The 13,454-nt window shown below is 72.3% G+C and carries 15 protein-coding genes; 14 read left to right on the plus strand and 1 reads right to left on the minus strand.

The window, feature by feature from the left end; all coding sequences use genetic code 11:
* The first annotated feature begins 92 nt into the window (after positions 1-92).
* From TOK_RS06200 to TOK_RS06235, 9 genes are read left to right on the plus strand one after another with little or no spacing between them, the layout of a single operon-like run.
* Entirely contained in the window at positions 93-962 is an 870-nt protein-coding gene (locus TOK_RS06200; protein ID WP_098956833.1) for a hypothetical protein, read from the plus strand.
* Positions 963-966: 4 nt separating this feature from the next.
* Positions 967-1,356, plus strand: a complete 390-nt coding sequence (locus TOK_RS06205) for a Zn-ribbon domain-containing OB-fold protein (protein WP_172457436.1) — start codon at positions 967-969, stop codon at positions 1,354-1,356.
* Entirely contained in the window at positions 1,353-2,510 is a 1,158-nt protein-coding gene (locus TOK_RS32375; RefSeq protein WP_172457437.1) for a thiolase family protein, read from the plus strand. The genes TOK_RS06205 and TOK_RS32375 overlap by 4 nt, the downstream gene beginning before the upstream one ends.
* 17 nt (positions 2,511-2,527) lie before the next feature.
* Complete coding sequence (locus TOK_RS32380; protein ID WP_172457438.1) at positions 2,528-3,670, plus strand: amidohydrolase family protein; 1,143 nt, start codon at positions 2,528-2,530, stop codon at positions 3,668-3,670.
* Positions 3,663-4,070 carry a Rieske (2Fe-2S) protein gene (locus TOK_RS06215; RefSeq protein WP_253258212.1) on the plus strand — a complete coding sequence of 136 codons (408 nt, stop codon included), beginning with the start codon at positions 3,663-3,665 and terminating at the stop codon, positions 4,068-4,070. Before TOK_RS32380 ends, TOK_RS06215 begins: the two co-directional genes overlap by 8 nt.
* Positions 4,071-4,083: 13 nt before the next feature.
* Positions 4,084-5,619: a class I adenylate-forming enzyme family protein gene (locus TOK_RS06220; protein WP_098956835.1), complete on the plus strand. Its 1,536-nt coding sequence runs from the start codon at positions 4,084-4,086 to the stop codon at positions 5,617-5,619.
* Complete coding sequence (locus tag TOK_RS06225; RefSeq protein WP_098956836.1) at positions 5,619-6,368, plus strand: SDR family NAD(P)-dependent oxidoreductase; 750 nt, start codon at positions 5,619-5,621, stop codon at positions 6,366-6,368. The genes TOK_RS06220 and TOK_RS06225 overlap by 1 nt, the downstream gene beginning before the upstream one ends.
* Positions 6,365-7,144, plus strand: coding sequence for an amidohydrolase family protein (locus TOK_RS06230; RefSeq protein ID WP_098956837.1), 780 nt, complete (start codon positions 6,365-6,367; stop codon positions 7,142-7,144). Before TOK_RS06225 ends, TOK_RS06230 begins: the two co-directional genes overlap by 4 nt.
* A complete protein-coding gene (locus tag TOK_RS06235) occupies positions 7,144-7,917 on the plus strand; it encodes an SDR family NAD(P)-dependent oxidoreductase (protein ID WP_098956838.1) in 774 nt (257 codons plus the stop codon). The genes TOK_RS06230 and TOK_RS06235 overlap by 1 nt, the downstream gene beginning before the upstream one ends.
* Here TOK_RS06235 and TOK_RS06240 read toward each other — a convergent pair.
* The gene (locus TOK_RS06240; protein WP_098956839.1) at positions 7,871-9,097 is read right to left on the minus strand and encodes a nitrate/nitrite transporter; all 1,227 of its coding nucleotides are present in this window, start codon (positions 9,095-9,097) and stop codon (positions 7,871-7,873) included. The two genes, TOK_RS06235 and TOK_RS06240, sit on opposite strands and share 47 nt — an antisense overlap.
* A gap of 172 nt (positions 9,098-9,269) precedes the next feature.
* On the opposite strand from TOK_RS06240, the gene TOK_RS06245 reads away from it, so the two are divergent.
* The 5 genes from TOK_RS06245 (at position 9,270) to TOK_RS06265 (ending at position 13,395) form a co-directional block, all read left to right on the plus strand.
* Positions 9,270-10,511 (plus strand): cytochrome P450, encoded by a 1,242-nt coding sequence (locus tag TOK_RS06245; RefSeq protein WP_172457439.1) that lies wholly within the window; start codon positions 9,270-9,272, stop codon positions 10,509-10,511.
* A gap of 71 nt (positions 10,512-10,582) precedes the next feature.
* Entirely contained in the window at positions 10,583-11,812 is a 1,230-nt protein-coding gene (locus TOK_RS06250) for a cytochrome P450 (protein ID WP_098956841.1), read from the plus strand.
* A gap of 17 nt (positions 11,813-11,829) precedes the next feature.
* Entirely contained in the window at positions 11,830-12,624 is a 795-nt protein-coding gene (locus TOK_RS06255) for an SDR family NAD(P)-dependent oxidoreductase (protein WP_098956842.1), read from the plus strand.
* Positions 12,621-13,196, plus strand: coding sequence for a VOC family protein (locus TOK_RS06260; RefSeq protein WP_098956843.1), 576 nt, complete (start codon positions 12,621-12,623; stop codon positions 13,194-13,196). Before TOK_RS06255 ends, TOK_RS06260 begins: the two co-directional genes overlap by 4 nt.
* Positions 13,197-13,206: 10 nt before the next feature.
* Positions 13,207-13,395, plus strand: coding sequence for a ferredoxin (locus TOK_RS06265; protein ID WP_098956844.1), 189 nt, complete (start codon positions 13,207-13,209; stop codon positions 13,393-13,395).
* The last annotated feature ends 59 nt before the right edge of the window (positions 13,396-13,454 follow it).

Consider the following 13,454-nt stretch of genomic DNA (forward strand, 5'->3'; position numbering starts at 1 on the left):
GGATCGCTGCTGCTGTTAATGATATACAGAGATTCAGGCGCCGATCGGTGGTCGGCGCCCTCGCAGGACCGACGACGACGTCAGGATCGCGCATGGACGGCAAGACGCTGCTGGAGCGGGAGCAGGACCACCCGCAGGACATCGTGGTCGAGCGCGACCGCGGCCGGATCTGCACCATGGACTCGGCCCGCTACGTCGACGCCCGCAACACCGGGCGCGACGTCGTCGTCCCGGCCTCCTACGTCGGGGTCCTGCCGGCGCGGATGATGGCGATCCACCGCCCGCGCGGCGTCATCGGGCACGACGCGTGCGTCGGCAAGGACGGCGCCGGCATCGCGGGGCTCTGGTACCTCGAGGCCCTCGGGATCGCCGCCGCCACCGCGGACGGCATGACCGCCGAGATGGGCAACGGCGAGGACCTCTACCGCAACGGCGTCGTCAAGCACGTCAACTACGTCGCCGAGACGTGCGGCGTGAAGCCCGGCATGGCCGTCTCCGAGGCCGCCGAGATCCTGCTCGCCAACGACCCGACCGACGTCGAGGTCGGCAACAAGGTCCGCCGCGAGATCATGGAGACCCACTCGAGCGGGCGGCGCGTCGTCGTCACCGACTCGATCGTCTGGGCCTACCCCGAGGACGAGAACCGCAGCGTGCTCGTCACCGCCGGGCACACCGGCCGCAGTGGCGCGAAGTTCCTCCTCGAGGCCAAGCCGTGGGGCTTCATCTGCCACGACGGCGGCATGAGCAAGAACCGCTCCGGCGTCTCCGGGCTGGTCACCGCCGACGAGGCCGGCCTCGCGGGCGCCTGCATCGACGGCACCACCGCCCCGGTCGGCGACGCCTTCCTCGGTTACGAGCACGGGCTGATCAGCGCGCACAACGAGGCCGCCGCCGCGCGCGGGGTCGAGGTCGGGATGACGGTCAAGGAGGCCGCGCACCGGCTGCTCGTCGGTGGGGAGTGAACCCGTGACCGCCCCGGCCCCGGGGCTGACCGACGCGTTCTGGGCGGCCGCGAGCCGCCGCGAGCTCGTCCGCCCGGTGTGCCGCGCGTGCGGCCGCAACTTCTTCACCCCGCAGGTCGCGTGCCCCACGTGCCTGTCGGAGGACTGGACCTACGAACACAGCGCCGGCCGCGGTCGCGTCTACAGCGCGACCGTCGTGCACAAGCCGCCGAGCCCCGGGTTCGCCGTGCCGTTCCGGCTCGGCATCGTCGACCTCGACGAGGGCTGGAGCATCCTCACCGAGTTCGTCGACGGCCCCGACGGGCGCCTCCCGGCGATCGACACGCCCGTGCAGGTGGCGTGGATCGAGCGCGATGGTCGGACCCTCCCTGCATTCACCGAGGTCCTCCCGTGAGGATCGACGAGGTCGCGATCGTCGGGGTCGGGCTGACCCCGCAACAGAAGCGATCCGACCGCAACTCGCTGCAGGTCGCGCTCGACGCCGCGAAGCTCGCCCTCGCCGACGCCGGCCTGCGCCACACCGATCTCGACGGCATCGCCGCGCGCTGGCCCGGCCCAGGGGGCACCGTGCTCGCTCCCGGGTCGGCCGACTGGTCGACGCTGCTCGGGGTGCCGCTGGACTGGATCGGCGACTCCTACCCGCAGGGCGTGCCCGCCCTTCTCGACGCCGCCGGCGCGATCATGACCGGTCAGGCCACCACCGTGCTGATCACCGGCGGCCAGGCCGGGGTGCTCGGCGGTGGCAGCGTCGCCGCCTACACCCAGCCCGGCAACGAGTTCGTCGCCCCGTTCGGGGCGTTCACCTCCGCCCACTTCGCGCTGGTCGCGCAACGCCATCTGGCCCGCTACCCGCATGCGCGCCAGGGGATGGCCGAGATCGCCGCGACGATCCGCAACGTCGGCGCGGCCAACCCCGAGGCCGTCATGGCCGGGCGCGGCCCCTACACCGCCGAGGACGTGCTGGCCGCGACGCCGATCGTCGACCCCTTCACGCTGCTCGACCTGTGCCTGGCGTCCGAGGGCGGCGCGGCCGTCGTCGTCACCACCCTGCAACGGGCCCGCGACCTGCCGCACCCGCCGGTCGTCGTGCTCGGCGCGGGCATGGAGTGGCTGCGCCAGCAGTACGTCGACCCCGCCCGCTACGAGCAGGCGTGGACGATCGGGTCACGGGCGGCGGCGAAGGCCTTCACCCAGGCCGGGCTCGGCCCGTCCGACGTCGACGTCGCGCAGCTCTACGACGTCAACTCCCTCGAGGTGGCCCGCCAGTTCGAGGCACTGGGCTTCTGCGGACCCGGCGAGGGCACCGACTTCGCGCTCGCGACCGGCATCGGCCTCGACGGCAAGCTTCCCACATGCACCGACGGCGGGCTGCTGGCGTGCAGCCACATCGGGTGGGGCGGGCCGACACTCAAGCTCGTCGAAGCCGTGCGCCAGCTGCGCGGCACGTGCGGCGACCGGCAGGTGGCCGGTGCCGAGGTCGCGATCGCGTCCGGCGCTGGTTCGGGCGCCCAGTACTACAACCTCGCGCTGCTCGGCCGGGCGCGCTGACCCGAAGGGAGAGGGCCATGACGACCATCGAGGCACCGCGGGAAGCGGAGCGCAGTGACCCGAAGAAGACCGGGATCATCGACTCGGACGTGCACCCGAACTTCGTCGACGGCATCCGGGACCTCACCCCGTACATGACGCAGACGTGGCGCAACCGGCTCGGCGTCAGCGGTGACGACTGGGCGAAGGGCATGGCCGCAGCCCAGTTCACGCTGCCGCTGGACTACCTCTACATCAACGCCGCGGGCGCCTACCGCGAGGACGCCGCCCGGCCGGGCATGCCGCCCGCGACCGACCCCGACTTCACCGCCCAGCACCTGCTCGACAAGCACGGCATCTACCGGGCCGTGCTGCTCGCCGGGCAGTGCCTGGGCATCGGCGCGATGCCCGACGGCATGGTCGCCGCCACCATCGCCTCGGCCTACAACGAGTGGATGTGCGAGCGCTGGCTGCAGAACGACGTGCGCTGGCGCGGCGCGCTCGTCGTCGCCCCGCAGGACCCGGAGGCCGCCGTCACGGAGATCGACCGGGTGGCCAAGCGCGACGGGATCGTCGCGGTGTTCATGCCGCTCGGTGAGATCCTGATGGGGGAGAAGCACTACTGGCCCATCTACGAGGCCTGCGCACGCCACGAGCTGCCGCTGATCGTGCACCCGTCGGGCTGCGAGAACGTCTTCGCCAAGGCGCCGCGGATGGCCGGCACCCCGACGTTCTACCTGGAGTGGCACACCGCACTGGGCCAGATCCACCAGTCGAACACGTTGAGCATGATCTGCCACGGCGTGTTCGAGAAGTTCCCGAAGCTCAGGTACATCATCGCCGAGGGCGGCTTCCTCTGGGCGCTGGAAGTCATGTGGAAGCTCGACCGCGACTGGAAGGGCCTGCGCAACGAGGTCCCGTGGCTGACGCGGCCACCGTCGGAGTACCTGCTCGACCACATCCGCTTCACGACGCAGCCGTTCATCGAGCCGCACGACACCAAGCACATCGCGCCGCTGATGGAGATGCTGCACGCCGACCGGACGCTGATGTTCTCCTCCGACTACCCGCACTGGGACTTCGACAACCCGGAGCGTTCGCTGCAGTCCGTCTCCAAGGAGCTGCGGCAGAAGATCCTCGTCGACACCCCGCGCGCCGTCTACGGAGACCGCCTTGACTGAGACCGTGTCGACGAACCCCGGCACGTCGGGCCCCGGCACCGGCCGCGGCACCCGCGTCGTGGTCGAGAAGCTGGCGGACTTCCCGTGGGGCGAGCGGCGGATCGTCGACGTCGGCGGCCGCTCCATCGGCGTGATCAACGTCGGCGGACGGTTCCACGCCCTGCGCAACAACTGCCCGCACCACGGCGCTCCGCTGTGCGAGGGCGTGGTCAAGGGCACGATGGAGAGCACCCCGGCCCACGAGTACTCCTACGTGCGGCACAACGAGTACATCGTCTGCCCGTGGCACGGCTACGAGTTCACCCTTGCCACCGGCCGCTCGATCGTCGACCCCGACAAGCTGCGCGTGCGCACCTACGAGGTCGTGGTCGAGGGCGGCGACGTCGTGCTCTACGTCTGAGGGGTCTTCTGTCATGGACATCGGTGTCGCCGTGTCGGCGCACGCCCGCAAGACCCCCGACGCCGACGCGGCGTTCGAGGGCGACCGCACGCTGAGCTACCGGGAGCTCGACGACCGCACGAACCGGCTGGCCAACCTCCTGACCGGCCGGTACGGCGTCGCGCCGGGTGACCGGGTCGCGGTGCTGCTGCGCAACAGGCTGGAGGTCGCGGAGGCGATCGTCGGCGTCACCAAGTCGGCGGCGGTCTACTGCGGGCTCAACTTCCGGATGAGCCTGGAGGAGTACCGCGCGATCCTCGGCAACGCAGCGGCCCGGGTGCTGGTCACCGAGGCGCCGTTCCGCGAGATGGCGGCGACCCTGGCCGACGAGTTCGGGCTGACCGTGGTGGACGTCGACGACCCGTCCGACGCCGGCTGGGGCGGGCTCACGGCGGCGTCGGCGACGGCCCCGCCGACACTGCACTCCCGCGCCCCGTCGGACGAGTTCTGCATCGTCTACACCAGCGGGACGACCGGGGCGCCGAAGGGAATCCTGTTCGACGCCCAGGCCGTCGCGACCCACGCCATGGTCGCGGGGCTGGAGTACGGGATGTCGCGGCACTCGCGCTGGCTCACGACGATCCCGCACAACTCCAGCGTGCAGATCACGCTGGCACCCACGTTCTTCCTCGGCGGCGCGGTCGGGTTCCTCGACGGCCGCGGCTTCGACCCTGGCCAGTTCGCCGCGGAGGCGACGAAGCAGGCCGCCACGCACACGTACCTGGTGCCGACGCAGCTCTACCGCGTCCTGGAGGCCGGGCTCGGGCACGACGACGTCGCGACGCTGACGTCGATCGGCTACGGCGCCGCGCCCATCGCGCACGACCGCGTCGGCGAGCTGGTCGGCCGGTTCGGGCCGGTGTTCAGCCAGCTCTACGGCATGGCCGAGATCGCCTCGATCGCGACGATGCTGACCCAGGACGACCACCGGCAGATCGCGGCCGGCCGCACCGGGCTGATGGCCTCGGCGGGCCGGGCGTCCTACCTCGCCGACGTCCGCGTCGTCGACCCCGAGGGGAACGACTGCGCGCCCGGCGAGCGCGGCGAGGTGCGGTTCCACACGCCGTACACGATGCGCGGCTACCACCGGAACCCGGAGAAGACGGCGGAGACGCTGGTCGAGGGCTGGGTCCGGTCCGGTGACGTCGGCATGTTCGACGACGGCGGCTACCTCTACATCGTCGACCGGATGAAGGACCTGATCATCCGCGGCGGCTACAACATCACGCCGTCGGAGATCGAGCACGTCCTGTACTCGCACCCGGCCGTGATCGAGGCGGCCGTGGTCGGGATGCCCGACGCGGAGTGGGGCGAGTCGGTGCTCGCGGCGGTCGCGCTGCGGGAGGGGTCGGGTGTCGACGAGGCGGAGATCCGGGCGCACTGCAAGGCGGCGGGGCTGCCGAGCATCAAGATCCCGGAACGGGTGCTGACGATGGACTCGCTGCCGAAGAACGCGGTCGGCAAGATCGCCAAACGAGCGGTCGCCGAGATCGCTGCGAAGGGACGCTGATGGATCTCCGTCTCGACGGGAAGGTCGCGATCGTCACCGGCGCGAGCCGCGGGCTCGGCGCGGCGGCGGTCGAGGCGCTGGTCGCGGAGGGCGCACTCGTGCTCGCCGCGGCGCGGACCACGGACGCACTGGAGAAGCTGCAGGCCACGGCCCCGGAGAAGATCGCGGTCGCGACGGTCGACATGCGCGACGCCGACGCCGTCGCCGCGCTGGCCGACCTGGCGGTGGAGCGGTTCGGGCGGCTCGACGTCGTCGTCAACAACGCCGGGATCGCGCCCGCGGGCACGTTCTCCGCGCAGCCGCAGGCCGAGTGGGACGAGGTGTTCGCGGTCAACGTCGCCGCCCCCGCGGTCCTCGCCCGGGCGGCGGGGAGGCACTTCCTCGCGCAGCGCTCCGGCAAGGTCATCAACATCGCGAGCACGTCGGGGATCAACGGCAAGCCGATCCTGGTGTCGTACTCGGCGTCGAAGGGCGCGCTGGTGCAGTTCACCAAGGCGCTCGGCGCGGAGTGGGCCCCGTTCGGCATCCAGGTCAACGCGATCGCCCCCGGCGCGTTCACCACGGACGCGCAGGCGGCGGTGACGGGCTCGCCGGACGTTCTCGCGCGGCGGCTGCGCAAGATCCCGGCGGGCCGGATGGCGGATCCGGCCGAGTTCGGCCCGCTCGTCTGCTACCTCGCGTCGCCGCTCTCGGACTTCGTGAGCGGGTCGGTGCTGGTGATCGACGGGGGCGAGGTCAGCAAGCTGTGATCATCGACGGCCACACCCACGTCTACCCCGACGCGGTGGCGCGCAAGGCGATCGCAGGATCACCCGCGGACCTGAGGCGTTTCGGCGACGGCACCGTCTCGTCGCTGACCGAGGTCATGGCCGCATCGGGCGTCGACCGCTCGGTGTGCCTGGGCATCGCCAACACCCCTGACCGCGTCGGCAACGCCAACCGCTTCGCAGGCTCGCTCGACCCGGACCGGTTCATCGGGTTCGGGTCCGTGCACCCCGGGCTCTCGCCGGAGGAGAACGTCGCCAGCCTGCGGGCCCACGGCCTGCGCGGGGCCAAGGTGCACCCGATGTTCCAGCAGCTCACCCTCGACGACCCGCGGCTGCTCGCCACGCTCGACGCGATGTCGGGGGAGTTCGCGGTGATCGTGCACGTCGGCGGCGCGGGCGACGACCCCGGCGACCGGTGCAGCCCCGCGATGCTCGCCGAGCTCGTCCGGCAGTTCCCGCGGCTCGACCTGATCGCGTGCCACTTCGGCGGCTACAAGCGGTTCGAGGAGGCCGCGGAGATCGTCATCGGGCTGCCGGTGCACCTCGACACCTCCTGGCCGCCCGGTCTCGCCACCCTGGATACTCGCCGCGTGCGCGAGATCATCAGCAAGCACGGCCCGGAGCGGATCTGCTTCGCCTCGGACTGGCCCATGGCCGACCCGGCCGCGGAGATCGCGACGATCCGCGACCTCGGGTTCTCCGACGACGACACCGACGCGATCCTGGGCGGGAACATCGCGCGGCTGCTGAGCCTCTGATGGCCCGTCGGGTCGCGGTCGTCACGGGCAGCACGCGCGGCATCGGCCGCGCGATCCTGGAACGCCTCGCCGCCGACCACGACTGCGTCGTCCACGGTCGCCGCGACGCCGCGGCCGCCGACGAGGTGGCCAAGGTGCTGGCCGACGCGGGCGCGGAGAGCATCGTCGCGCTCGCCGACCTGGCCGACCCCGACGAGCTCGACGAGCTCACCGACGCCGTGCTCGACCGGTTCGGCCACGTCGACACCCTCGTCGCCAACGCGGCGTCGACGGCGTTCCGGCCGCTCACCGACCTCGCCGGCCGCCACAGCCGGCTGACGTTCGCCACCGTCGTCGACTCGCTGGTGGAGCTGGTGCACCGCTGCGCCCCGACGATGGGCCCCGGCGGCCGGATCCTCACGATCGGCGGCCTCGACGCGCGGTTCGCGCAGTCCGGGCACGGCCTGCTCGGTGGGGCCAAGGCCGCGCTGGAGGCGCTGACCCGCTCGTGGGCGGTCGAGCTGGGCCCGCGCGGCGTCACCGCCAACACGATCGTCCCCGGCCCGGTGCTCACCGACTCGCTGGAGACCTACCTGGGCGGCCGCGAGGACGTCCGGGCGCTGCTCGTCGACAACACGCCGGTCGGGCGGCTGTGCACGCCGTCCGACATCGCCGAGGTCGCCGCGTTCCTGGTCTCGCCGGCGGCGGCGATGATCTCCGGGCAGGTCGTCACCGTCGACGGCGGCATCAGTGCGCAGGGCGGGCCGTGGGGGGCGATGCGGGACCTGTGGTGAGCGCGGTTCTCCCCACGGACCGGCACCACAGGAAGCACAGGGCCGACGCCGCCGTCAGCGCGGCCCCGATCAACCACGCGACCGGGTAGCCGCCGGTGAGGTCGACGAGCAGCCCGAACAACGGCGCCGCGAACAGCGCGCCGAGGTAGAACCCCGCCATCGCCGCGCCCGAGCCGCGCCCGACCGCGTGCGGCGCCGCCGCGACGACGGAGGCGTGCATCAGCGACACCGCGCCCAGCTGGGCCCCCGTGGCGATCACGAGTGCGACAGCCGCGGCGGCGAGACCCCGGCCGGTCGCGAGGACGAGCTCGGCGACGGCGAGCAGCGCGCACAGGGCCGCGGCCATCGGGAGCCGCCGCGAGGTGCCGAGCCGGTCGGCCAGCCGGGCGGCGCCGATCATCGGAGCGAGCGCGACGAGCGAGGCCACGGCCGTCAGCACCCCGGCGACGGGCAGCGTCGCGCCCGCGCCCTCGTGCAGGAACGGCACCGCCCACGAGTAGATGGCCTGCGAGCCGCCGATGAGCAGCGTCGCGGCGAGGGTGAACCGCCAGAACCCGGTCGGGAGCCTGCCCTGTGCCGCCGCGACGGGGTCGTCGGAGAGCCCGCGGGCGCGGCCCTTCGCGTCCGGCAGCACGAGCGCCGCCGCGATCCCGACCACCACGACGACGGGGATCGACCACAGCAGCACGGGCCGCCAGCCGTAGGCGGCGCCCAGTCCTGGCACGACGAACGAGGTCACTGCCACCGCCGCGGGCACTCCTGCCGTCTTGACCGCGAGCCCGACGGCGTGGCGTGCCACGGGCAGCGCTGCCGTCACCGACACGTTGGTGCCGACGTTGGCCAGCGCGTACGCGACCCCGGACACGAGCGCGCACACGACCAGCGCCGGGTAGCTCGGGGCGAGGACCGGGACGCAGAGCGCCACGAGCAGCAGGACGGTCGACGCCACGACGGTGAACCGGGCGCCGATGCGCTCGGTGACCCGGCCCGCGAGCAGGCAGCCGATGCCGGTCAGGCCGAACATGAGCCCGACGAGCAGCCCGATCCGGGTGCGGGACAGGCCGAGGTCGGCCTGCAGCACGGGGCCGAGGAACCCGAAGAGGAACGCCGGGGCGGTACCGAGCCCGACGGCCACGGTGCTGACGGCGACGACTGCGCGGGGCGAACCCGTCCGCCGCATGCGGCCTCCTTGCCGAGGGTCGCTCCGGGTCGGAGTCGGGGGTCACTCCGGGTCGGAGCAATCAAGGGTCATGGTATGCAGCGAACGGAGCCTTGAGAAGGGTTCCCAGATGCTGTTGACTATGACCCTGGATTCAGGCCCGCCGGATCGACGACGACCCCGGGAGAGACCCATGCGCGAGTGGACTCCACCGCCGCACATCGCGACGATGACGCAGATCTCCGACTTCCGCGAGATCGACGAGATCCTGCGCTCCAAGGACTTCCGGCAGGGTTCGCACACCGAGAGCCGCCCGCTGTTCGCCGACTCGCTGCTCCTGCTCGACGGCCCCGGCCATCGCGAGCGCCGCCGGCTGGAGAACCCGCTCTTCGACCGCACCGCGCTGATGTACTACGACCACGAGGCGCTCAGCCCTGTCGTCGAGAAGATGGTGCGCGACTGTCTCGACGGTGCGGGCGACGACGGCACGGTGACCGTCGACCTCGTCCCGCTGGTGCGCGCGATGCTGCACCGGATCGCCGCGACGACCACCGGGATCGACGGCGTCGACACCCCGGAGGCGACCGAGCGGTTCCGCCGGTTCCTGGAGGACCTCGGTGCGGCTGCGACCGTCGAGTGGTCGACGAAGGACCACGACGAGGTGCTCGCGTACGGGCTGGCGCGGCGCGCCGAGTTCGTCGAGGAGTTCTTCGCCCCGTCCGTCGGGCGCCGCAGGCAGCTCGTGGAGGACTTCCACGCCGGTCGCGTCGAGCGCGACGACGTGCCCGTCGACCTGGTGACGCTGCTGCTCCTGCACTGGGACGACGAGTGGGACGAGGAGTTCCCGCTCCGCGAGGCGACGCTGTTCCTGGTCGCCGCCACCCAGACGACGACGCACACACTCCCGCACGTGATCGTGCACATGGAGGAGTGGCTGCGCGAGCATCCCGAGGACGCCGCGCGCAGGAGTGACCCGGACTTCCTGCGGCTCATGGTCAACGAGTCGTTGCGGCTGCACCAGCCCGCCCCGACGCTGCTGCGCTACGCCACCGCGGCGGTGACGCTCGCGTCCGGCCGCGAGGTCGCCGAGGGTGAGCGCCTCGCGCTGCTGTTCACCCCGGCCAACCGCGATCCCGATGTGTTCGGCGACGACGCCGCCGGCTTCAACCCCTACCGAGGCTCGCCGGAGGTGTCCGGGGTCCGGCCGTGGGGGCTGACGTTCGGCGGCGGCGCGCACGTCTGCGTCGGCAGACCGCTGGTCACGGGCCTGGCCAAGCGTGACGGGCAGGCGCCGACGGAAGGCACGATGCTGCGCATCCTGCGCGCCCTCTATGCCGCCGACGTGCGGCTAGACCCGGCGAACCCGCCGGTCGCGGCCGCGTCGAGCAGCCACGACATGTACGACTCGATGCCGGTCGTGCTCACCAGACCCTGATGCGGCGTTAGATTCATAGCTACTATCAGCGGCGGGCTGACATCGACGTCGGTCCGACCCGGGAGGACCCCATGACGCTGGCGGGCACGTCGGCACTGGCCGAGCTCGAAGCCCACGCCGCAGGCCCCGCGACCGGCGACCCCTACCCGATCCTGGCCCGACTGCGCGCCGAGTCGCCGGTCGTGTGGAGCGAGCCGATGCAGGCCTGGCTCGTCACCAGCTGGGCCGAGGTCACCCGCGGCTTCAAGGATGCCGACGCGTTCGGCCCGCTCGCCTCCGGCAGCGGCAGCAGCGCCATCTACGGCCGCACGATCCTGCACATGACGGGCGACGAGCACCGTCGCAAGGCCGCCATCGTCGCCCGCCGGATCCGCAACCGCCGCGAGCTGCGCGGCACCCTGCGCGAGCGCATCGGTGCCCTGGTCGAGGAGCTGGGCGCCGACCTCCCGGCCGCGCCCGGCGTCGCCGACATCCGCGCCGGGCTCACCACCCCGTTGCCGCTCACGGTCATCGCCGAGCTGATGACGATGCACGAGGCCGTCAACTTCCCGCAGTGGTACCACGACCTCGCAGCCGCGAGCATCTCCAACGTCTCCCGCGACCCTGCCGTGCACGACCGCGGCGTGCAGGCCCGCGAGGAGATCGACGCCTGGCTCGACCCGGCCATCGCCGGAAAGCGCGCCGAGCCGGGCGATGACCTGCTCTCGGACCTGTGCACCGTCGAGTACGAGGGCCAGCGCCTCGCCGACGCCGAGATCAAGTCCAACACCGCGTTCTTCCTCGCCGCCGGCATCGAGACGACCGACCGGGCGCTGGTCAACCTGCTCGGCGGCCTCATCCGCCACCCCGAGCAGTGGGACCGGCTGCGCGCCGACCCCGCGCTCGTGCCGTCGGCTGTCGCGGAGGTGCTGCGCTGGAAGGCGCCGGTGCAGGGCTCGGTCCGGCAGGCGCGCGTCGACACCGATCTCGGGGGCGTCGCCGTCGCCGCGGGGGACAAACTGATCCTGCTGCTCGGCGCCGCCAACCGCGACCCCGCCGTGTTCCCCGACCCGGACACGTTCGACGTCGGGCGCTTCGCCGACAACGCCGACCCGCAGTTCACGCCCGTCGGACCGTTGCGCGCGTTCGGCGGCGGCGAGCACACCTGCTCGGGGTCGTTGCTGGCGAAGCTGGAGATGGAGCTCGCAGTGGAGCACCTCCTGAGTCGCTACCGCCGGCTGTCGTTCGCCGGTGACCCCCCGGCCGACGCGGGCTTCATGCTCCGGTCGGCCCCGTCGCTCCAGCTCCAGCTGCACCCCTGACCGTCGAGGAGGACACAGTGACCCGCTTGTCGGGCAAGAGGGCCGTGATCACCGGAGCCGGCTCGGGCATCGGCCGGGGGGCCGCGCTGCGGTTCGCCGCGGAGGGCGCGGCGGTCGTGTGTGCCGACCTCGACCTCGCCGGTGCGCAGGAGACCGTCACCATGATCAGTGGCAAGGGCGGCACCGCGCTCGCCGTCGCCGCAGACGTCTCCGTCGAGGCCGACGCGGCCGCGATGATCGACTTCTGCGCCGACGCGTTCGGCGGGATCGACGTGCTCTACGCCAACGCCGGCATCCCCGGCGTCGGCACCGGTGCGAGCACGACCCTGGAGGAGTGGCAGCACGTCATCGACGTCAACCTGACCGGGGTGTTCCTCTCCGACAAGTACGCGCTCAAGCACCTCATCGCGCAGGGCGGCGGCGGGTCGATCATCAACCAGGCCAGTGTCGGCGGGCTGATCGGCGTCGCCGGGATCGCGCCCTACGCCGCCGCGAAGGCCGGCGTGATCGGGCTGACGCGCCAGCTCGCCGTCGAGTACGGGCCCGCGCAGATCCGGGTCAACGCGCTGTGCCCCGGCACCGTCCCCACCCCACTCGTCCGCGCCACCTACGAGGCGCGCGGCGGGTTCGGCACCGACACCGGCGAGTCCGTCGACGAGACCCTGGAGATGCAGCGCACCCTGCGGTTCCCGCTCGGGCGCCTCGGTACCGAGGAGGACATCGCGATGGCCGCGGTCTACCTGGGCAGCGACGAGTCGACGTGGGTGACCGGCCAGATCTGGGCCGTCGACGGCGGACAGACGGCGGCATGAGCGACACCCCGGAGCGCGACACCGCCGTGAGCAACCCCCCTGTGAGCAACCCCCCTGTGAGTGGCGATGGTCGCGAGGGCGACCATCGCCACTCGCGACCCTCCACGGCCGACGGCATCCTCCGGATGCACCACGTCGGCATCCAGGTCGCCGACCTCGACCGGTCGCTCGCCTTCTACGAGGGCATTCTCGGGTTCGAGGTGATCACCCGCCAGGTCCGCGACGAGGCCTACGCGGGCGAGGTCGTCGGCTACCCCGGCGTCGCGTTGCACCTCGCGCACCTGCGGCCGCCGAACTCGTCGGTGGTCATCGAGCTGACGGAGTACCGCGGGGTGCCGCGCGCACCCGTCGACACGTCGACGGCCAACCCCGGTACCGCCCACACCTGCTACGTCGTCGACGACGTCGAGGCCGTGCACGCCAGGCTGCTCGCTGCCGGCGTCCGGCCGGTGTCGCGCGCGGTCGTCGCCCCGGACGCGGGGATCGCCAAGGGCGGCAAGGTCGTCTACATCCAGGACCCGGACGGCGTGCGTGTCGAGCTGCTGCAACCGCCACCTTCGTCGTCGAGCTGAGGAGACCCTCGTGCGCATCGACATCGATCTCGCCGCCTGCGCGGGCCACGGGCAGTGCGCCGCGACGTCTCCGGACGTCTACCACCTCGACGACGACGGGTTCGTCGTCGACGACGTGACACTCGCCGAGGGCTCCGACGAGGACGCACGCGAAGGTGCGTCGGCCTGCCCGGAGAACGCGATCACCGTGCGCGACTGAGCCTGCGACGCGGTTGCCGCCGTGAATTCCGGGTCATGACAATCAGTGTCTTGCCCGGT

This window comes from Pseudonocardia sp. N23 (assembly GCF_002583555.1).
In the GTDB taxonomy this organism is placed as follows: domain Bacteria; phylum Actinomycetota; class Actinomycetes; order Mycobacteriales; family Pseudonocardiaceae; genus Pseudonocardia.